General features: G+C 63.8%; 19 protein-coding genes. 13 read left to right on the plus strand and 6 right to left on the minus strand.

Annotation, left to right across the window (positions count from 1 at the left end):
- Positions 1-28: 28 nt before the first annotated feature.
- The 5 genes from ACVC5H_RS08575 to ACVC5H_RS08595 all read right to left on the minus strand — a co-directional run bounded on the left by ACVC5H_RS08575 (position 29) and on the right by ACVC5H_RS08595 (position 4,344).
- Entirely contained in the window at positions 29-1,330 is a 1,302-nt protein-coding gene (locus ACVC5H_RS08575) for a phospholipase A (RefSeq protein WP_489621914.1), read from the minus strand.
- A 375-nt stretch (positions 1,331-1,705) separates the two neighbouring features.
- Positions 1,706-3,112, minus strand: coding sequence for an FAD-binding oxidoreductase (locus tag ACVC5H_RS08580; protein WP_489621915.1), 1,407 nt, complete (start codon positions 3,110-3,112; stop codon positions 1,706-1,708).
- A 52-nt stretch (positions 3,113-3,164) separates the two neighbouring features.
- Positions 3,165-3,557: a DUF2069 domain-containing protein gene (locus ACVC5H_RS08585; protein ID WP_489621916.1), complete on the minus strand. Its 393-nt coding sequence runs from the start codon at positions 3,555-3,557 to the stop codon at positions 3,165-3,167.
- Positions 3,554-4,189 (minus strand): NAD(P)H:quinone oxidoreductase, encoded by a 636-nt coding sequence (gene wrbA / locus ACVC5H_RS08590; protein WP_489621917.1) that lies wholly within the window; start codon positions 4,187-4,189, stop codon positions 3,554-3,556. The genes ACVC5H_RS08585 and wrbA overlap by 4 nt, the downstream gene beginning before the upstream one ends.
- A gap of 8 nt (positions 4,190-4,197) precedes the next feature.
- On the minus strand, positions 4,198-4,344 hold the full coding sequence (locus ACVC5H_RS08595; RefSeq protein WP_489621918.1) for a hypothetical protein: 147 nt from the start codon (positions 4,342-4,344) through the stop codon (positions 4,198-4,200).
- Positions 4,345-4,481: 137 nt separating this feature from the next.
- On the opposite strand from ACVC5H_RS08595, the gene ACVC5H_RS08600 reads away from it, so the two are divergent.
- Positions 4,482-5,831: a YihY family inner membrane protein gene (locus tag ACVC5H_RS08600; protein WP_489621919.1), complete on the plus strand. Its 1,350-nt coding sequence runs from the start codon at positions 4,482-4,484 to the stop codon at positions 5,829-5,831.
- Between the two features lie 48 nt (positions 5,832-5,879).
- On the opposite strand, the gene ACVC5H_RS08605 is transcribed toward ACVC5H_RS08600, so the two are convergent.
- Complete coding sequence (locus ACVC5H_RS08605; RefSeq protein WP_489621920.1) at positions 5,880-6,200, minus strand: Mpo1-like protein; 321 nt, start codon at positions 6,198-6,200, stop codon at positions 5,880-5,882.
- Between the two features lie 310 nt (positions 6,201-6,510).
- On the opposite strand from ACVC5H_RS08605, the gene ACVC5H_RS08610 reads away from it, so the two are divergent.
- From ACVC5H_RS08610 to ACVC5H_RS08665, 12 genes are all read left to right on the plus strand, one after another.
- Positions 6,511-6,972, plus strand: coding sequence for a CBS domain-containing protein (locus tag ACVC5H_RS08610; protein ID WP_489621921.1), 462 nt, complete (start codon positions 6,511-6,513; stop codon positions 6,970-6,972).
- 161 nt (positions 6,973-7,133) lie between these two features.
- Positions 7,134-9,023, plus strand: a complete 1,890-nt coding sequence (locus ACVC5H_RS08615; protein WP_489621922.1) for an MFS transporter — start codon at positions 7,134-7,136, stop codon at positions 9,021-9,023.
- A 98-nt stretch (positions 9,024-9,121) separates the two neighbouring features.
- Entirely contained in the window at positions 9,122-10,210 is a 1,089-nt protein-coding gene (gene aroC, locus ACVC5H_RS08620) for a chorismate synthase (RefSeq protein WP_489621923.1), read from the plus strand.
- A gap of 170 nt (positions 10,211-10,380) precedes the next feature.
- Positions 10,381-11,202: a M48 family metallopeptidase gene (locus ACVC5H_RS08625; RefSeq protein WP_489621924.1), complete on the plus strand. Its 822-nt coding sequence runs from the start codon at positions 10,381-10,383 to the stop codon at positions 11,200-11,202.
- A gap of 234 nt (positions 11,203-11,436) precedes the next feature.
- Positions 11,437-12,837 carry a 3-isopropylmalate dehydratase large subunit gene (gene leuC, locus ACVC5H_RS08630; protein ID WP_489621925.1) on the plus strand — a complete coding sequence of 467 codons (1,401 nt, stop codon included), beginning with the start codon at positions 11,437-11,439 and terminating at the stop codon, positions 12,835-12,837.
- Between the two features lie 36 nt (positions 12,838-12,873).
- The gene (locus ACVC5H_RS08635; protein WP_008330868.1) at positions 12,874-13,005 is read left to right on the plus strand and encodes an entericidin A/B family lipoprotein; all 132 of its coding nucleotides are present in this window, start codon (positions 12,874-12,876) and stop codon (positions 13,003-13,005) included.
- A gap of 121 nt (positions 13,006-13,126) precedes the next feature.
- Complete coding sequence (gene leuD / locus ACVC5H_RS08640; RefSeq protein WP_489621926.1) at positions 13,127-13,774, plus strand: 3-isopropylmalate dehydratase small subunit; 648 nt, start codon at positions 13,127-13,129, stop codon at positions 13,772-13,774.
- Positions 13,775-13,868: 94 nt separating this feature from the next.
- Entirely contained in the window at positions 13,869-14,939 is a 1,071-nt protein-coding gene (leuB, locus tag ACVC5H_RS08645; RefSeq protein WP_489621927.1) for a 3-isopropylmalate dehydrogenase, read from the plus strand.
- 120 nt (positions 14,940-15,059) lie between these two features.
- Complete coding sequence (asd, locus tag ACVC5H_RS08650) at positions 15,060-16,172, plus strand: aspartate-semialdehyde dehydrogenase (protein WP_489621928.1); 1,113 nt, start codon at positions 15,060-15,062, stop codon at positions 16,170-16,172.
- Positions 16,173-16,640: 468 nt separating this feature from the next.
- Positions 16,641-19,292: a motility hub landmark protein FimV gene (locus ACVC5H_RS08655; RefSeq protein WP_489621929.1), complete on the plus strand. Its 2,652-nt coding sequence runs from the start codon at positions 16,641-16,643 to the stop codon at positions 19,290-19,292.
- Between the two features lie 171 nt (positions 19,293-19,463).
- Positions 19,464-20,360, plus strand: coding sequence for a tRNA pseudouridine synthase A (locus ACVC5H_RS08660; RefSeq protein ID WP_489621930.1), 897 nt, complete (start codon positions 19,464-19,466; stop codon positions 20,358-20,360).
- 27 nt (positions 20,361-20,387) lie between these two features.
- The gene (locus tag ACVC5H_RS08665) at positions 20,388-21,056 is read left to right on the plus strand and encodes a phosphoribosylanthranilate isomerase (RefSeq protein WP_489621931.1); all 669 of its coding nucleotides are present in this window, start codon (positions 20,388-20,390) and stop codon (positions 21,054-21,056) included.
- Positions 21,057-21,062: the final 6 nt, after the last annotated feature.

Here is a 21,062-nt window from a genome sequence, read left to right on the forward strand (position 1 = left end):
GTTCCGTTTCATGCGCCGGCCAGCGGACTCATCGCCACAGCGCGTAGCCGATGCGCAGTTGCGGGTGATCCTTCTGGTTGTAGGTCAGCAGGCTTTCGCCATAGCCATAGAAGTAGCTGGCCATCAGGTAACCCGCCGTGCCCGGCAGCAGGCGCGAGAGCGGGTAGGTGAGCTGGGTCTCGGCGCTGTACTTGCCACCCAGCTTGCCCTTGCGCAGCAGGGTCGCCACTTCCATGCCATCGGGTTTGCCATAGGCCAGCTTCAGGTCCAGGTGGCCGCGGTAGTCGGCGATGTCCGGATTGTCGCGCGTGGGGCCGAGATAGGCATAGACCTTGGGCGCGACCTTGAAGTGATAGTCGTTGAGATTGCCGAAGTTGAAGCTCGGCTCGATGAAAACCGTATTGATGCTGCGCGAGGCCGTGCCGTCGCGGCCATTGGATTCGTGCTCCAGGCCCGTGGCGATGCCGACCCGGCTCAAGACGCTGTTCTGGATGCCCACGTCGGGCAGGTAGTAATACAGGCTGGGGCGATAGCTGGTATCGCGGAAGGGCGCCGAGGGTGCCGACAAGTCCCACAGCGAAAACTGCGTGTAGCCCAGGTAAAGATTGTCCAGCAGGCCGCGCGAGCGCGGGTCATCCGGCACGAACAGGCGGAACTTGAAGCTGAGCTGGAAGCGCGCATTGGTATCGCCATTGTTGTGCCCCACCGTGAAATACATCGGCTCATTGAAGGACAGCCGGCGATTGTTGGAGAGGATGTCTTCGGCCGCCGGTGCACTGTCGACGGGCGATGCATTGGCGCCGGGCGTGAACACGGTGGCCGACGGCGCCACCGGAGCCACCTTGCTGCGCGAGTCGGCCAGGGGCGTATTGATCAGGTCGGGCGACTCCGGCAAGGGCCCCAGCGAGGCATCCGGACGCACCACCGCCACCAGCACCGGCGAGGCATCGATGCCGATGGGTTCGATGCGCACCATGCCGCGCAGGCGCTCGGGCAACTCGCCCCGGTAGCGCACCTTGCGGAATTGGCCTTGCTTCAGCGTCAGGCTGTCGTCGCCATCGACGCGCTGCAGGGCGATCTGTTGCGGCGGGATCATGTCGGCCGACGCCGCCACCAGCAGGGTGGCGGGCAATTGATAGGTGCGCTCGGCCTGTTCATCCTCGGCCACCAGCAGGGTCAGTTCCAGCGGTTTGCTGGCATCGATGCGCTTGGGCGGTTGCACCATCGAAATACCGGCGTGGGCCGGGGTGACCATCCACAGTGGGATGGCCAGGGCGCACAGGGCCAGGGTGAGACGGCGTGAGAGACGGGTGGGGCGTAGGCTCGGCATGGTTTCCTTGTTGTCGTTTTCCAGCTTGTTCTGTGGTGCGCGGGCGGGAAGCGCTGTTGTGTGAACAGATAGCCGGCGTCCCATAAAGTTGCCATTTCATTGGCATCTTCTCCCTATTGAGCGGCTTTGGCCTGCGCTTGTTCACCTGGAAGTATCCATGTGACGTCGCGTGGCACAAGGAGATGGACTGAATCCACAAATTGGCCGTGGCATCGCCTGCTATTCCTCGGATTGCCCGGGCTCGCTTGATGCAAAGATCACTACATAGGGAAACGCAAAGGCAGGACAGCGTTTCAGGCAGGCTCCTGAGGGGGAGGTTGGGGCGGACGGCTCGTATTGGCGTCCGTCCCTTTTTGTTTGCGCGCCCGCCCGGTCTTACAGCACCTTGCCCGGATTCATCAGTTGCTGCGGATCCAGCGCCTGCTTGATGGCGCGCATCAGGCGCAGTTCCACCGGCGACTTGTAGCGCAGGATTTCCTCCCGCTTCAATGCCCCCAGCCCGTGCTCGGCCGAGATCGAGCCGCCAAAGCGGTCCACGCTGTCATGCACCACGCCGTTGATGTCGGCCTGGCGCGCCAGGAAGTCGGCATCGGCCACGCCCACGGGCGGCGAGACGTTGTAGTGCAGGTTGCCATCGCCCAGGTGGCCGAAGCTGACCATGCGGCAGCCCGGCGCGGCCTGTTGCACCAGGGCATCGGTCACGTCCATGAACTCGGCGATGCGCGAGATCGGCACCGAGATGTCGTGCTTGATGTTCTTGCCTTCGTGCGCCTGCGCCATCGAGATGCTCTCGCGCAGGCGCCACAGGGCCTTGGATTGGGCCAGCGAGGCGGCGATCACCGCATCCTCCGCCAGGCCTTGCTCCAGGGCATCGCCGATCAGGGTTTCGAAGAGGGCGCGGGCGTGGTCTTCCGATTCGCTGTCCGACACTTCCAGCAGCACGTATTGCGCATGCGCCCGGGCAAAGGGCAGGCGCTGGTCGGGGAAGTGCTTGCAGACCAGTTGCAGGCAGAAGTGCGACATCAGCTCGAAACCGGTGAGCGCCGAACCGCAGCGTGCCTGTGCCCTCTGCAGCAGTTGCAGCGCCTGGGCTGGCGTGTGCAGCGCCACCAGGGCGGTCAGTTGCGCGCGCGGCTGCGGGAACAGCTTGACCACGGCGGCGGTGATGATGCCCAGCGTGCCTTCGGCGCCGATGAAGAGGTCGCGCAGGTCGTAGCCGGTGTTGTCCTTGCGCAAGCCCTTGAGGCTGCTCATGACCTCGCCTTGCGCGGTCACCACTTCCAGCCCCAGGCACAGTTCGCGGGTATTGCCATAGCGCAGCACGCCGGTGCCGCCCGCATTGGTGGAGAGATTGCCGCCGATGGTGCAACTGCCCTCGGCCGCCAGCGACAGCGGGAACAGGCGCTCCACCGCTGCCGCCTGCTCCTGCAGGTGCTGCAGCACGCAGCCGGCTTCCGCCGTCATCGTATTGTTCAGCGGATCGACCGCGCGGATGCGGTTCAGGCGGCGCAGCGACAGCACCACGGCATTGCCCTGCTGGTCGGGTACGCTGCCCAGCACCAGGCCGGTATTGCCGCCTTGCGGCACCAGCGGTACGGCGTGGCGGGCGCATAGCCGGACCAGTGTTGCCACCTCGGCGGCATCGGCCGGGCGTAATACGGCCAGGGCACGTCCGGTATAGCGGCCGCGCTGGTCGGTCAGGTAGCCGGCGGTGTCGCTGGCATCGGTGAGGACATGGGCGGCGCCGATGGCGGCGCGGCAGGCGGCTAGGAATTCGGTCATGGAAACGGGGCGCACCGCGCGGGGTGTGGTGCGCCATAGTCGGGGAGAGGATTTACTGGGAGGCCTTCTGGATCGCCTGGCGGGCGATCTCCTTGGCGGCCTTCTTGAACGGATGCAGGTAGGCCAGCGCGCAGACGAAATACAGCGTCGTCAAGGCTACTTCCACCCAGGCCAGCACCACCGAGGCATGGGCGCTGTCGCTGGTGGCGCGCACCAGGCCTTCGGCCAGGTACACCAGGATCAGCATGGAGGACCATTGCAGTGTATATACATCGCGCTTCAACACCCCGCGCAGCGGCAGCAGCAGCGGCAGCACCTTGAGCACCATCCAGGAGCCGCCCGGACGCAGCGGCGCCAGCACCAGTTCCCACGCCAGGCAGAGCAGGATCAGGGCGACCAGGCTGGAGCTGGCTCCGAGGTGGAAGTAGCGCGCACGGCTGTTCATGATGGTCTCCGTAATTTGATGGCGTTTTCTGCCAGCCGTTTGCCCAGCGCGATGGCCAGGGAACGCGAGTCGTCCGACAGCGGCTGGTTGCCGTTGACGCCCGCCCAGTGGCTGGCGCCATAAGGCGTGCCGCCGCTGGAGGTGTTCATCAGTTCGGGATGCGAATAGGGCAGGCCGACGATGAGCATGCCGTGATGCAGCAAGGGCAGCATCATGCTCAAGAGCGTCGATTCCTGGCCGCCATGCAGGCTGCCGGTGGAGGTGAAGACGCAGGCCGGTTTGCCCGCCAGGGCGCCGGAGAGCCATTGCGGCGAGGTGCCGTCCCAGAAATACTTCATGGCCGCGGCCATGTTGCCAAAGCGCGTGGGCGAGCCCAGGGCCAGGCCGTCACACTGCGCGAGATCGCTGGCTTCCACGTAGGGCGCGCCGGAGCTGGGCACGTCCGGCTCCACCGCCTCGGTGACGGTCGAGACGGCCGGCACGGTGCGCAGGCGGGCGTCGCAGCCGGGCACGCTTTCCACGCCCTGGGCGATCAGCTCGGCCAGCTTGCGGGTGGCGCCATGGCGCGAATAGTAGAGCACCAGAATGGTGGCGTTGGCAGCAGCGTTCACGGAAGGTGTGGTGGTTGTCATGTGACTTATTATATTTCCGTTTTTTTGTGCCCAGAGAGAAGGAAAAGGCGGTGTGCACCGGCTTTTTCTTCATCTGCACCAAGAGGATGCAGAAACTTTGTGCCCGGTATGCCCATTTGCGGGATTTTGCCGCCCGCTTCGGCGATAATCGACACACATCGCCATCCCTGGCGTCTGGCCGCAGGCGGAGCCGTGCTGGCCATCTCCAACCCCGGTGGGGCCGCGCTTGCTGTGGTGCGCGGTCCCGATTGAAGTCGAACGGATGTCTTCTTTGCGTATTTCCTTGTCCCGTATGCGTGGTCTCACCCGTGAGCAGTTCCGCGACCTGTTGCGCTTCGCCAGCCGGCGCCTGCGCGAGGACCGCCTGCCGCAAGTGGCCGGCAGCCTGACCTTCACCACCATCCTCTCGCTGGTGCCGATGCTGACCATCGCGCTGGCGCTGTTTACGGCTTTCCCGCTGTTTTCGACGTTTCGCGCCTCGCTGGAAGCGTATTTCATCGAAAACCTCATGCCCAAGGGTGTGGCCAATACCATCCTGGGCTATCTGAACCAGTTCGCGGCCAAGTCGGCGCGGATCTCGGCGGTGGGCGGGGTGCTGCTGATCCTGACCTCGGTGCTCACCATGTCTACCATCGAGAGCGTGTTCAACCAGATCTGGCGCGTCAAGAAGTCGCGCCCGCTGGTGCAGCGGGTGCTGGTGTACTGGGCCATCATCACGCTGGGACCGCTGCTGATCGGGGTGTCCATCAGCGTGACCTCGTATCTTTCCACCGCCACCGGCGGCGCCGTCAAGAGCCTGCCGTGGCTGGGTGCGAGCTTCTATACGCTGGTTTCGCTGATGCTTTCCACGCTGGCCTACACGCTGCTCTACAGCACCGTGCCCAACCAGACCGTGGACTGGCGCGATGCCGCCGCAGGAGGCCTGTTGGCCGGTATCGGGCTGGAAGTCGCCAAGCGCCTCTTTGCCGCCTACATCCTGCAGTTCCCGACCTACACCATGGTCTATGGCACGGTGGCGGTGCTGCCGATCTTCCTGGTGTGGATCTACATGATGTGGATGATCACGCTCTTTGGCGCCCTGCTCACGGCCGCGCTGCCGGTGGTGCGCTATGAGCGCTGGTGGCACGTGCCTTCGCCGGGGGCGGAATTCATCGATGCGGTCAAGGTGTTGAAGTTCCTGCACGCCGCACGGGTGGGGGTGGACTCGGCCGTGGTCAGCATGGAAGAGGTGCGGCGCGCCACCCGGCTGGGGCTGGGCGAGCTGCAGCAGCTGCTCTCGCGCATGAGCGAAGAAGGCTGGGTGGCCTCGGTCAAGCCCGATACGGGCAGCGCCCGGCGCGGCTGGAACCGCCGCATTACGGACGACATGGACCGTTGGACGCTGGTGGCCAATCCCGCCACTATCCAGCTGGCGCGGGTGTACCGCCTGTTCGTGTTCGACCCGGCCGTGCTGGCCCAGGCCGGGGAGGAAGAGGCACTGGTGGCGCGCGTGGAAGAAGCCATCAATGCCGTGCTGGCGCAGTCGCTGGAACAGTACTGCCAGGCCGGCAGCGCGGCCCAGGACGAAGTGGCGGCGACCGTGGCCGCCATGCCGCATGCGCCGGTGCCATTGGAGGCACGGCGGCGCCTGTGGGAACGATGAGGCAAAGTTGAGCCGGTTCAGGCGTTTTTGGCCCGGATATGAAGATTTTTAAAACGAGACCTGCCCGGTGAGCATTTGCCAGTACATCACCCAATCGCCCATGAAGGAATAGAGCGGATGACGGAAAGTGGCCGGCTGGTTCTTCTCCACCATGAAATGCCCGACCCAGGCAAAGCCGTAGCCGCAGAACAGCGCCACCGCCAGCCATAACCACTGATGCGTGATCAGCAGCAGCATCAGGCTCAACAGCGCCAGCGTCGATCCGAGGAAATGCAGCTGCCGGTTGACCCGGTGCGAATGCTCACTCAGATAGGTCGGATAGAACTCGCTGAAACTGCCGTAATGGCGTTTGGGCAGGGTGGCGGACATGGGCTTCTCCCGGTGATCCTGACACCTTCAGCGTAGTCAGCGGCGCGCCGGTTTGCAATCCTTGTGCTGAATAAAACTTCACATGTGTAAACGCAATGCTGCCGGGAAATACTGCGCAGCAGCGCGTTTCCCGGTTGCCCAAAGGGCGCGCTTGCCCGTACCATGTGGCTTGCATCCCGCCATGGATGGGGAAAACAGGCGGCCGCAGCGGCCACGCGCAGGATCAGTTATCCTGTCGCCCCCAATCCATTGGATTTTCCCGGCGTCATCGCCTACAGTCAAAACAGCTTCATATAACCAGGACGACATCATGAAAGTCTCTGAAATCCTCAAGGTCAAAGGCAACATCCTCTTCACCGTCACGCCGGACACCCCGATTCAGGAGGCGGTCAACGCCATGGCCGAGAAAGACATCGGCTCGCTGGTGGTGATGGAATACGGCGATCTGGTGGGCATGCTGACCTTCCGCGAAGTGCTGCTGACGCTGCACCAGAACGGCGGCGCGCTGGGCGGCTCGACCGTGCGCAAGCACATGAACGATGCGCCCATCACCGTCACCCCCGATACCGACTTGAACGAAGTGCGCCGCATCATGCTGGAAAAGCACGCGCGCTACGTGCCGGTGATGGAAGCGCGCACCGTGCTGGGCGTGATGTCCTTCTACGACGTGGCCAAGGCGGTGCTGGATGCGCAGGGCTTCGAGAACAAGATGCTCAAGGCCTACATCCGCGACTGGCCGGCCGAGGAAGAAGAGCGCGAAGGCAACAGCTGAGCGTTTTCTTGTTCGCCATCGGCGCCTGCCTGTTCATCTCGGGCAGCGCCATCATGACCGTTCCTGCTGGAACGGTTTTTTATTGTCCATTGGTATGGTTGCCAATGGGCTGCAGCCTGCGTAGGCTGCGCGTTTCCGTCACGACCTGATCCTGATTGCCCATGCAAAAACACAGCCAGTTCACGCTGTTCGGCCAACGGCGCTTCGCTCCCTTCTTCTGGACCCAGTTCCTGGGCGCGCTCAATGACAACGTGTTCAAGACGGCGCTGCTGACCATCCTCACCTATGACGCGCTGTCCTGGACGAGCATGGATCCGGGCCTGCTCAACAACCTGATTCCGGGTTTGTTCATCCTGCCGTTCTTCCTGTTTTCGGCCACCTCGGGCCAACTGGCCGACAAGCTCGAAAAGGGCAGGCTTGCACGCTTCGTCAAGCTGCTGGAAATCGCCATCATGGGCATCGCCGCCTATGGCTGGATGACCCATCACCTGGTGCTGCTCATTGCGGCCGTGATCGGCATGGGCATCCACTCGACACTGTTCGGGCCGGTGAAATACGCCTACCTGCCGCAGCAGTTGAAGCGCGAGGAACTGGTCGGCGGCAATGGCCTGATCGAGATGGGCACCTTCGTCGGCATCCTGCTGGGGGAAATCCTGGGCGCGGTGCTGGTGGTGCACCAGCCCTGGGGCTTGCATCTGGTGGCCGGCATGACCATCGGAATTGCCGTGCTGGGCTGGCTGGCGAGCCTGCGTATTCCGCTTTCGCCGGCTCCGGTGCCGGAACTGAAGGTGAACTGGAATCCCTTCACCGAGACCGTGCGCAACATCGGTTTTTCGCGGCGCAACCGGCCGGTGTTCCTGTCGCTCCTGGGCAATTCCTGGTTCTGGTTCTATGGCGCCATCATGCTGGCGCAATTCCCCGTGTACGCGAAGAATTACCTGCATGGCGACCATAGCGTCTTCGTGCTGTTGCTGGCGGTTTTCTCGGTGGGCATCGGCGTCGGTTCGCTGCTGTGTGAGCGGCTCTCCGGACACAAGGTGGAGATCGGGCTGGTGCCGTTCGGCTCGATTGGCTTGTCGGTGTTCGGGCTGGAGCTGTATTTCGCCAGCCAGGCTTACGTGACCCCGGCCGCCATGCTGGACCTGGGCGGCTTCCTGGCGCAGGGTGGCAGCTGGGGCATCCTGTTCGATTGCCTCGGCATCGGCCTGTTTGGCGGGCTCTACATCGTGCCGCTGTTTGCACTCATCCAGACGCGCTGCGATCCGGCCCACGTCTCGCGCACGATTGCCGGGATGAACATCATGAATGCGCTCTTCATGGTGGTGTCGGCGCTGGTGGCGATGGTGTTGTTGAAGGCCGGGCTCACCATTCCGCAGATCTTCCTGGCCACCGCCATCATGAATGGCGTGGTGGCGGTCTACATCTTCTCGCTGGTGCCGGAATTCCTGATCCGCTTCCTGGCCTGGATTCTCATTCATACCTTCTACCGCGTGCGCATCATCAATGGCCAGGCCATTCCCGACGAAGGACCGGCGGTGCTGGTGTGCAATCACGTGAGCTACGTGGATGCCATCGCCATCATGGCTGCCAGCCCGCGCCCGGTGCGTTTCGTGATGGATTACCAGATCTTCAGGATTCCACTGATGTCCTGGCTGTTCCGCAACGTGCGTGCCATTCCGATTGCGCCGGTCAAGGAAGACCCGTGGCTGACCGAAAAGGCCTTCGTCGATATCGCCCAGGCCCTGCACGAAGGGGAACTGGTATGCATCTTCCCCGAAGGCAAGCTGACCCGCGATGGCGAGCTCAATCCCTTCAAGGGTGGGGTGCAGAAGATCATCGACCGCAGCCCGGTCCCGGTGCTGCCCATGGCGCTGCGCGGGCTGTGGGGCAGCCTGTTCTCGCGCGACCCGAGCAACCCGGTGGCGCGCACCTTCAGGCGTGGCCTGTTTTCGCGGCTGGAGCTGGCGGTGGGCGAGCCGATTGCGCCCGAAAACGTCAGCCCGGAAGGCTTGCAGGAACAGGTCAGGGCCTTGCGCGGCGACTGGAAGTAAGCAGCGCTGCCGATGGGCGGGCCCGGTGGCCTGGCTCGTCGGCGGCGGCCGAGGCTGGTAGAATCGCGGTTTCCCCCAATTTTTGTGCGAATCCCATCATGTCCGGCAATACCTTCGGCACGCTTTTCACCGTCACCACTTTCGGCGAATCCCACGGCCCGGCCATCGGCTGCGTGATTGATGGCTGCCCCCCGGGCATGGCGCTGTCGGAAGCCGACATCCAGCCGGAACTGGACCGCCGCCGTCCCGGTACCTCGCGCCACGTCACCCAGCGCCAGGAGCCGGATACGGTCGAAATCCTCTCCGGCGTGTATGAGGGCAAGACCACCGGCACCCCGATTGCGCTGCTCATCCGCAACCAGGACCAGCGCAGCAAGGATTACGGCAACATCCTCGACACCTTCCGTCCCGGTCACGCCGATTACACCTACTGGCACAAGTACGGCATCCGCGATCCGCGCGGTGGCGGCCGTTCCTCGGCGCGCCTGACCGCACCGGTGGTGGGCGCGGCCGCCATCGCCAAGAAGTGGCTGTTCGAGAAGTACGGCACCACCTTCAAGGGCTGCATGAGCCAGCTGGGTGAGATCGCCATTCCCTTCGAATCATGGGAACACGTGCCCAACAACCCGTTCTTTGCCGCCAACGCCAGCATCATCGAGCGCCTGGAAGACTACATGGATGCCTTGCGCAAGGACGGCGACTCCATCGGTGCGCGCATCGACGTGGTGGCGCAGAACGTGCCGGTCGGCCTGGGTGAGCCGCTCTATGACAAGCTCGATGCCGAGATCGCATTTGCACTCATGGGCATCAATGCCGTCAAGGGCGTGGAAATCGGCGCCGGCTTCCGCTCGGTCGCGCAGAAGGGTTCCGAACATGGTGACGCGCTGACCCCGCAAGGCTTCGTCGGCAACAATGCCGGCGGCATCCTGGGCGGCATTTCGACCGGGCAGGACATCACGGCCTCCATCGCCATCAAGCCGACCTCCAGCATCCGCACGCCGCGCCCGTCCATCGACAAGAACGGCCAGCCGATCTCGGTGGAAACCTTCGGTCGCCACGATCCCTGCGTGGGCATCCGCGCCACGCCCATTGCCGAAGCCATGCTGGCCCTGGTGCTGATGGATCATGCCCTGCGCCATCGTGCGCAGTGCGGCGACGTCAGGGTGGATACCCCGGCGCTGCGCTGAGAGGCGTTTGCCCGCTGCAGGCGAGCCGGTCACCGCACTGCGGTTGCCGGCTTTTTTCTTGTGCGAAACAATTTTGAATGAGCCTGGTCGAAACGGCGCACGGCTGACCGGCCAGCAGCAGACCGGCAGACCGGCCCCGACATCAGATCAATTATTCGAAGGAGGCGGGCATGACGCTCAACCCTATCATCAAGAACAGCCTGTTGGCCGCAGCCCTGGTGGGCCTGGTGGCCTGTGAAACCGTCCAGACCACGCAAGGCGGTGCCGTCGGCATCGACCGCAAGCAGCAGATGCTGGTCTCGTCCGCAGAAATGGAAGCGGCGTCCAGCAAGGAATACGCCCAGGTGCTGGCCGAGGCGCGCAGCAAGGGGCAACTCAATCGCAACGCCGCCCAGGTGCAGCGCGTGCGCACCATCGCCAACCGCCTGATCCCGCAGACAGGGGTGTTCCGGCCGGATGCGCTGAACTGGAAGTGGGAAGTCAACGTGTTGAGTTCCGATGAAACCAATGCCTGGTGCATGCCGGGCGGGAAGATCGCGGTCTATACCGGGCTGATCGACAAGCTCAAGATTACCGACGACGAACTGGCCGCCGTGATGGGCCACGAAATCGCCCACGCCCTGCGCGAGCACGCCCGCGAGCGCGCTTCGCAACAAGTGGTGGCCAATTCGGCCATTTCGCTGGGCGCCGCGCTGCTGGGCCTGGGCGATGTCGGCAAGCAGGGCGGGCAATACCTGTACATGGGCCTGATGGGCTTGCCCAATTCGCGTGCCAATGAAACCGAGGCCGACCGCATCGGCGTGGAGCTGGCTGCGCGCGGCGGCTACGATCCCAAGGCCGCCGTGACGCTGTGGCAGAAGATGGCCAGCCTGGGCGGCGATGAGCCGATGAAGTTCATGTCCACCCATCCTTCCAGCAGCGAGCGCATCGCTGACCTGACGGTGTACGCCCAGCGCGTGGAACCGCTGTACCAGCAGACGCGCAAGCGCTGATCTGCGCCCTCCCGGCCGGCAACGCACCGGCATTTCTTCCAGTCCCGGCAGAAATGCCGGTTTTTTCATGGGCGCCGCACTTGCTGCGCTTTTTCTGCTGCTTTGCAGCATTATTCCCTGTTGTTGCGAGGCGGCGGAAAACACGGCAGGGAGGTCAGGCCTCTCGCTTTATGGCATAATCAAATGCTATTTTTCCCGTTCAGCATCCCTTTTTCGATTCCGCCGGACCGCAACATGCTCAAGACGCTTTACGACAAACTCTGGGAGTCGCACGTCGTTCATACGGAAGATGACGGTACCGCCATCCTGTATATCGACCGCCACCTGCTCCATGAAGTGACCAGCCCGCAAGCCTTCGAAGGCCTCAAGCTAGCCGGTCGCCAACCCTGGCGGAACTCGGCCAACCTGATGGTGGCCGACCACAACGTCCCCACCACCGACCGCGCCCAGGGCATCGCCGACCCGATCTCGCGCCTGCAGGTCGAAACGCTGGACGGCAATGCAAAAGAATTCAGCCTGACCTACTTCGGCATGAACGACAAGCGTCAAGGCATCGTGCACGTGATCGGCCCTGAGCAGGGCGCCACGCTGCCGGGCATGACGGTGGTCTGCGGCGACTCGCACACCTCCACCCACGGCGCCTTCGCCGCGCTGGCGCATGGCATCGGTACTTCCGAAGTCGAACACGTGCTGGCCACGCAGACCCTGCTGGCGCGCAAGTCCAAGGCCATGCTGGTGCAGGTCGACGGCGCGCTGCCGGCCGGTGTCACCGCCAAGGACATCGTGCTGGCCGTGATCGGCAAGATCGGCACTGCAGGCGGCACCGGCTACGCCATCGAATTCGCCGGTTCGACCATCCGTTCATTGTCCATGGAAGGCCGCATGACGGTCTGCAACATGGCCATCGAAGCAGGCGCCCGCGCCGGCATGGTGGCCTTTGACGACGTGACGCTGGAATACCTGAAGGGCCGTCCCTTCTCGCCCTCCGGTCCGCACTGGGAGCGTGCCGTGTCCTACTGGCGCACGCTGCATTCGGACCCGGGTTCCAAGTTCGACATGGTGGTGACCCTGAACGCCGCCGAGATCAAGCCGCAAGTCACCTGGGGCACCTCGCCCGAGATGGTGGTGTCCGTTGACGCCCGCGTTCCCGATCCCGACAAGGAAAAGGACCCGACCAAGCGCGACGGCATGGAAAAGGCCCTGGCCTATATGGCCCTCAAGCCCAATACGCCCATCGAAGACATCCGCATCGACAAGGTGTTCATCGGTTCCTGCACCAACTCCCGCATCGAAGACCTGCGCGAAGCCGCCAAGGTGGTGCGTGGCAAGTTCCGCGCCTCCAACGTCAAGCTGGCGATGGTGGTGCCGGGTTCGGGCCTGGTCAAGGAACAGGCCGAACGCGAAGGCCTGGACAAGATCTTCCGCGACGCCGGTTTCGAATGGCGTGAACCCGGCTGCTCCATGTGCCTGGCCATGAACGCCGACCGCCTCGAACCGGGCGAACGCTGCGCCTCGACCTCGAACCGCAACTTCGAAGGTCGCCAGGGCGCCGGTGGCCGTACCCACCTGGTGAGCCCGGCCATGGCTGCGGCGGCCGGTATCGCCGGTCACTTCGTGGATGTGCGTTCGCTGTAAGCGCTTGCTTGTGAATCTTTTCGAGAGAAAACAACCATGAAAAAAATCTCCGCTCTGGTTCTGCTGGCCGTCACCCTGGGTGCGCTGGCTGGTTGCAATACCGTCAATGGTTTCGGCAAGGATGTCGAAAAGGTCGGCGAAAAGATGCAGGACGCCAGCAAGAAATAAGCAGAAATCAGCAGGATCAGACAGTGCAAGGCTGCGGCCTGCGTGCCGCAGCTTCAGTTTTTGAACAGGAAACAGGAAGGGTAGGGCAGAGCAATCGCCCCGCCGACCCGAGGTCAAGCTCATGAATAAATTTATCGTGCATGAAGGACTGGTGGCGCCGCTGGATCGCGCCAACGTCGATACCGATGCGATCATCCCCAAGCAGTTCCTGAAGTCGATCAAGCGCAGCGGCTTCGGCCCCAACCTGTTCGACGAATGGCGCTACCTGGACCATGGCGAGCCGGGCATGGACAACAGCAAGCGTCCGCTCAATCCCGATTTCGTGCTCAACCAGGAGCGTTACCAGGGTTCGTCCATCCTGCTCTCGCGCAAGAACTTCGGCTGCGGCTCCTCGCGCGAGCACGCACCGTGGGCGCTGGACCAGTACGGCTTCCGCGCCGTGATCGCGCCCAGCTTTGCCGACATCTTCTTCAACAACTGCTACAAGAATGGTCTGCTGCCCATCGTCCTGAGCGAACAACAGGTCGATCACCTGTTCAATGAAGTGAAGGCCTTCCCGGGTTACCGCCTGGTCATCGACCTGGAAAAGCAGGTCGTCAGCACCACCAGTGGCAGCGAAGTCTATCCGTTCGACATCAGCGAATTCCGCAAGTACTGCCTGCTGAACGGTTTCGACGACATTGGCCTGACCCTACGCAAAGCCGACACCATTCGTGCCTACGAAGAGAAACACCTGCACGAACAGCCCTGGCTGAGCAACACGATCTGAAGCGATCGTTGACACAACAGCAAAGGGCGGTCAAGTGGCCGCCCTTGTCGTTACTATTTTCCAAGAACGCTGGAAACACTGAGAAAGAGAAGCCATGAAGATTGCTATCCTGCCGGGTGACGGCATCGGTCCCGAGATCGTCGATGAGGCCGTGCGCGTGCTCAACGCCCTGGACGAAAAGTTCGAGATGGAAACCGCCCCGGTCGGCGGCGCCGGCTATGAAGCCCACGGCCATCCGCTGCCCGATGGCACCCTGAAGCTGGCCAAGGAGGCCGATGCCATCCTCTTCGGTGCCGTCGGCGACTGGAAGTACGACAAGCTGGAACGCGCCCTGCGCCCCGAGCAAGCCATCCTGGGCCTGCGCAAGCACCTGCAGCTGTTTGCCAACTTCCGCCCGGCGATCTGCTATCCGGAACTGACCGGCGCATCCTCCTTGAAGCCCGAGCTGGTGGCCAACCTGGACATCCTGATCGTGCGTGAACTGAACGGCGACATCTATTTCGGCCAGCCGCGCGGCATGCGCGAAGCGCCGGACGGTCCTTTCAAGGGCGCACGTGAAGGTTTTGATACCATGCGCTATTCGGAACCGGAAATCCGCCGCATCGCCCACGTCGCCTTCCAGGCCGCCGCCAAGCGCGGCAAGCGCCTGTGCAGCGTGGACAAGGCCAACGTGCTGGAAACCTTCCAGTTCTGGAAGGATATCGTCACCGAAGTGGGCAAGGAGTATCCGGAAGTCGAGCTGTCGCACATGTACGTGGACAACGCCGCCATGCAACTGGTGAAGGCACCGAAGAACTTCGACGTCATCGTCACCGGTAACATGTTCGGCGACATCCTCTCGGACGCGGCGGCCATGCTGACCGGTTCCATCGGCATGCTGCCCTCGGCGTCGCTGGATGCCAACAACAAGGGCCTGTATGAACCTTCGCACGGTTCGGCACCCGACATCGCCGGCAAGGGGATCGCCAATCCGCTGGCGACCATCCTGTCGGCGGCGATGATGCTGCGCTTCTCGCTGAACAAGGCCGAGCAGGCCGACCGTATCGAGAACGCGGTGAAGAAAGTGCTTGCGCAAGGTCTGCGCACCGCCGATATTTATGAAGAAGGCTGCACCAAGGTCAACACCCAGCAGATGGGTGAAGCCGTGGTCAAGGCCCTCGCCTGAGATCAACGTCGCCTGGCCGCTCCCAACCGGCGCGGCCAGGTGCTTGAAATGCCGGATGGTCCGGCGCAATTGTGTTCAATCTGATTTGTTCACCATGGAAGTTCTAAATAGGGAAAGATGATGAAACTGGTTGGTTTGGTTGGCTGGCGTGGAATGGTGGGTTCGGTCCTGATGCAACGCATGCAGGACGAAGGTGATTTCGATCACATCGAACCGGTGTTTTTCTCGACTTCGAATGCGGGCGGCAAGGCGCCGTCGTTTGCCAAAAAGGAAACGACGCTGAAAGATGCCAACAGCATTGAAGATCTGAAGAAATGCGACATCATCATCACCGCACAAGGCGGCGACTACACCAATGAGATATTCCCCAAGCTGCGCGCTGCTGGCTGGGATGGCTACTGGATCGACGCTGCATCCTCGCTGCGCATGAAGGATGACGCCGTGATCGTGCTCGATCCGGTGAACAACAACGTCATCAAGGACGCACTGGCCAAGGGTGTAAAGAACTACATCGGCGGCAACTGCACCAACTCCATCCTGCTGATGGGCGTGGGCGGCCTGTTCAAGGAAGGCCTGGTCGAGTGGGTCAGCTCCATGACCTACCAGGCCGCTTCCGGCGGCGGCGCCAACCACATGCGCGAGCTGTTGAAGGGCATGGGCGTCATCAACGCGGCCGTGGCCGACGAGCTGGCGACCCCGTCCTCGGCCATCCTTGACATCGACCGCAAGGTGGCCAAGACCATCCGTGAAGACGTGCCCACCGAGTTCTTCGGTGCCCCGCTGGCCGGCGGCCTGATCCCCTGGATCGACGCCCAGCTGGAAAACGGCCAGTCCAAGGAAGAGTGGAAGGGCCAGGCCGAAGTCAACAAGATCCTCGGCAACGAGCAGATCATCCCGGTCGACGGCCTGTGCGTGCGTATCGGTGCCATGCGCTGCCACAGCCTGGCGCTGACCATCAAGTTGAAGCGCGACCTGCCCCTGGCTGACATCGAGTCCATCATCCGTGCCGGCAACCAATGGGTGAAGTGGGTGCCGAATGACCGTGCCATCACGGTCAAGGAGCTGACGCCTGCTGCCATCACCGGTGGCCTGGAAATCGGCGTGGGCCGTGTGCGCAAGCTGAACCAGGGCCCGGAATACATCTCCGCCTTCGTCATCGGCGACCAACTGCTGTGGGGCGCGGCCGAACCGCTGCGCCGCATGCTGCGCATCATCCTGGGCAACTTGGAGTGATGCCGGTGGCCGGGAAACCCTCCCGGCCAGCCAGCTTGTTGCAATATGGCAATGCTGCAATGCGAATAAGACTTGCCTTACGCGTTGTCAGTCTGCAACAATAGCCCGCCAGCGGCCACCCGTGTGGAAGCTGGCGGGTTTTTCTCATCTTGAGAAACTAAGTACACTTGCGGGTGTAAGTTCTTGATGATAAGTTGAAAAGCCAATTCATTTCATGAAAGCCAACATGTGGCAGCGCTATTGCCGAGCGCCTGCTGGATTTGATGAAATGGATCTGCTCCGAGCCGCTGGCCTGCAAGAAAAGGCGACAACAGCAAGCCGGCCCGGACCGGAGTGGCGCGGGCCGGTTGCACAGGCCGCGCGGCACCAGCCCCATTCACGGATCTGTACGGCATTCCCAGGCCAGCACCAGGTGGAACGCCAGCGTGACGGGTTTGACGCGGAACGTTTCTCTAAGCCAAATAAAACATGCCTGTAAATACCAACAAGAAGCTTCCCCGGTCCCAGATGAAGACCCTGAGCGCGGCCATCGCGCTGGCCATGGCCTTGCCGCTGGGCGCGCAGGCCGCCGCACTGGGCAAGCTGACCGTGTTGTCGGCGCTGGGCCAGCCGCTGCGGGCCGAGATCGAGGTCACCGCCGTCAGTGCCGACGAGGCAGGCAAGCTCAGTGCCCGCCTGGCACCGGCCGAGGCCTTCCGCCGCGCCAACATCGACTACAACCCGGTGCTCAGTTCCTTGTCCATCGTGCTGGAACAGCGCCAGGGCCGTCACTTCATCCGCATCAGTTCCTCCCAGCCGGTCAGCGATCCCTTCGTCGACCTGCTGCTGGAACTGGGCAGCGGCGAATCGCGCCAACTGCGTGAATACACCTTCCTGCTCGATCCGGCCGACAGCAAGGCCCCGCGCAATCCGCAGGTGGCACCGCTGACGCCGGGCAATGCACCGGCTGCCGCGCCGGAAGCGGCTGCGGCTCCTTCGGCTGCTCCGGCAGCCACAGCGCCTGCTGCGGCCGCGCCAGCGGCCCCGGCTGAACCGACTGCTCCGGCCGCCACTGCGGCACCGGCCGCACCGTCCGCCATGGCTGCCCCGGCGCCCGCCAGCGCGCCGATTCCGGTCAGCAGCGAAGAGCCGTCGGCCAGCATCGTGCAGCGTCCGGCGCCGTCGGCCCTGGCTGAAGAATTGATCCGCCGCCAGCAGGCTTCGCCTGAAAACACCCCGGCCTCGGCCAGCCCGCAGGGCACGGCACCGGCCGCACCTGCTGCGGCCGGTGCCACGCCGTCGTCCGCAGCACCAGCCTCTACCGGCAAGACTGGTGATTACCGCGTCAAGCCGGGCGACACGCTGGCCGGCATCGCCACGCGCAACCAGCAGGCCAATGTCTCTCTGGACCAGATGCTCATTGCGCTGTACCGCGCCAATCCGGATGCCTTCCAGGGCAACAACATCAACCGCCTGCGCGCGGGCAAGATCCTGGCCATCCCCGACCAGCCGACCGCCGCCGCAGTGGATCGCGGCGAAGCGCGCAGCATGGTGGTGGCGCAAGCCCAGGACTTCAACGCCTATCGCAACAAGCTGGCCGGCCAGGTCGCCAACGCGCCTGCCGGCAAGTCCGGCAGCAACCGCCAGAGCGGCGGCGGCAAGATCACGGCGCGGGTGGAAGAGCGTTCCGGCACCCAGGGTGCGCGCGACCGCCTGGAGCTCTCGCGCGCCAACAAGGGCCGTGGCAAGACCGGCAACGCCGGCGCTGCCGAGGACAAGGCCGCCAGCGAACGCGCATTGGCCGACGCCAATGACCGCGTGAAGGACCTCGAAAAGAACGTCGACAACCTCCAGAAGCTGCTGGAGCTGAAGAACAAGACCATCGCCGAACTGACCGCCCAGCAGCAGAAGGAAGCCGAAGCCGCCAAGCCGGCAGCGCCTGGCGCTGCAGCGGCTACTGCGCCGGCTGCCGACAAGCCCGAGGGCCAGCCCGCGCCTGCCCCTGCTGCTGCACCGGTAGCGGCAGCACCGGCGCCTGCACCCGCAGCGGCCAAGGCCGCCAAGCCCGAGGGCAGCTTCGTCGACAAGATCAAGGAAAATCCCTACATTCTTGCAGGCGCAGGCGTGCTGGTGGCCCTGCTGGCCGCGGGTGGCGGCGTGCTGGCCATGCGCCGCCGCAAGAAGAAATCCGAGGACGGCCCGGTCGAGCCGCCCAGCGAGCCTGAGCCTGCGCTTTCACCTGAGCCCGTCCTGGCGGCCCCGGCCGCCGCGCCAGAACCTGCGCCCGCAGCGGCCGCCGAGCCCGCCGCCGAACCGGCCGTGGAAGCCGCAGCCGCACCGGTGGCGGCTGCAGTGGAAGAGGCCCCGGTCGATCCCATCGCCGAGGCCGACATGTACATCGCCTATGGCCGCGACGAACAGGCCGAGGACATCCTCAAGCTGGCCTTGCAGACCCAGCCCGAGCGGCAGGCCCTGCACGCCAAGCTGCTGGAGATCTATGCCAAGCGCGGCGACGTGGCCGCTTTCAACCGCGTGGCCCTGAACCTGCATGCCTTGAGCGGTGGCCTCAACGAAGCCTGGGTCAAGGCGGCAGCGCTGGGCCTGAGCATCGATCCGACCAATCCGCTCTACGGCGGCACGCCAGCCGAGCCGGAGGAAGCGCCGGCCATGGAATTCGACCTGTCCGACTTCAAGGCCGCCGAAGTGCAGCCTGAGGCCAATCCGGTGCCAGCCCCTGCGGCGGCCGCACCGATGGACCTGGGCAAGGACATCGATTTCGACCTCGATCTGGAAAACGGCGCCAAGCCGGATGCCGACGAGCCCATCCTGCCGGTCTCCAGCGGGGCGACGTCGGCCTCGGTGCTGCTCGACAGCATCGACGATGCGCCGGCTGCCACCAGCCTGGCCGACCTGGACCTGAGCCTGCCGGAAGAAAACGCCGCGCCCTCGGCCACCAACCTGCTGGAAGAAGACGAGGAATCGGCCTTCGAGCAGGAAATGACCACCAAGCTCGACCTGGCCGCCGCCTATGAAGAAATCGGCGACAAGGAAGGCGCCCGCGAATTGCTGGAAGAAGTGATGCGCGGCGGCAACGACACCCAGGTGGCACGCGCCAAGCAAATGATGGCCGCCCTGGGCTGACCGCACTGCGGCCAGCCTTCCCGGCGATTACAATAGCGTCATCTCGCGGGCAGCTCGCATGGGCTGCCCGTTCGTTTTTATCGTGCCGCCAGACGGCGGTGTGCGGCCTGTATGAAGATTCCTGCACACCTCTACCGGAAAACCGGCCGTTGCGGCAGGCAGTGAACATCCATGACTGAACTTTCTTCCCCAATTGAGGGCCTGCGCCGCGTAGTGCTGGGCGTGCAATACGATGGTGCCAGCTGGCAGGGCTGGCAGACCCAGCCGCACCGCCAGACCGTGCAGGACCAGCTGGAAGCCGCCCTGCAGCGCTTCAGCACGACGACGATTGCCACCACCTGCGCCGGCCGCACCGATTCGGGCGTGCATGCGCTGGAGCAGGTCGTCCATTTCGACACGCCCATCGCCCGCGATACCTTTTCCTGGGTGCGCGGCACCAATGCCTTCCTGCCGCCGACCATCGCGGTGCGCTGGGCGTGCGAGCTGCCCTGGGTGGATGATGCCGCCATTGCCAGTGCGCACACTGCCGAGCTGCACGGGGCCGATCGCGAAGGGGCCGAAAGCCTGGCCCGGTTCGGTTTCCACGCGCGCTTTTCGGCCATCGCCCGTACCTATCATTACGTGCTCTACAACCACGCGGTGCGTTCGCCGCTGCTGGCGGGCAAGGCAGGATGGACCTTCCGCCCGCTGGACGCAGATCGCATGCACAGGGGGGCGCAATACCTGATCGGTGAACATGACTTCACCAGTTTTCGCGCCGTCGAATGCCAGGCCAAGTCCCCCGTGCGCAAGATGGAAAGCATCGCCGTGCGCCGCCATGGCGATATGATCGTTTTTACCTTGAAAGCCAATGCCTTCCTGCACCACATGGTGCGCAACATCGTCGGTTCGCTGATCGTGGTGGGCAGCGGCAAGCAGGGCCCGGAATGGATGGGCCAGGTGCTGGCCCTGCGCGACCGCAGCCGTGCTGCGCCCACCTTCATGCCCGATGGCCTGTACCTGGCCCGGGTAGACTATCCCGATGCCTGGGCGCTGCCGCAGGAAAGCCGCGCCTGGCCCTGGCTGTAATCCCGTATTTGCAGAGAGACCCTATTCATGACGCACCGTACCCGCATCAAGATCTGCGGCCTGACCCGTGAAGAGGACGTCGGCGCCGCCGTGGCCGCCGGCGCCGATGCGCTGGGCCTGGTGTTCTACCCCAAGAGTCCGCGCTACGTGACGCCGCAGCGCGCCGGTGAGCTGGCGCGTGCGGTGCCGCCGTTCGTGAGCATCGTCGGCCTGTTCGTCAATCCGAGCCTGGAAGAGGTGCAGCAGGTGCTGGCGCAGGCGCCGCTGACGGTGCTGCAGTTCCATGGCGACGAAACGCCAGGGCAGTGTGCCGCCATCGCCGCCGCCGTTGTCAGACCCTTCATACGCGCGGCCAGAATAGGAAGTTCGACGCAGCCCGCGGATTTGCTAGAATACGAGCAGGCATATCGCTCTGCCAGTCCGTTTTTTACCGGACTGCTGCTCGACACCCTGGTCGAGGAGTATGGCGGCAGCGGAAAGGTTTTCGATTGGTCTCTCATTCCAAAAGAACTCGCGCCTCGGGCCGTTTTGAGTGGTGGCTTGAGCGTACACAACGTCACTGAGGCGGTGGCCGGCGTTCGCCCGTATGCGGTCGACATCAGCAGTGGTGTGGAAGCCGCCAAGGGCATCAAGGATGCCGCCAGGATCGAGGCCTTCATCCAGGCCGTGCGTCTGGCGGATGCTACCGCCGCGTAGCACACC

Source organism: Herbaspirillum sp. Her3 (assembly GCF_057961275.1).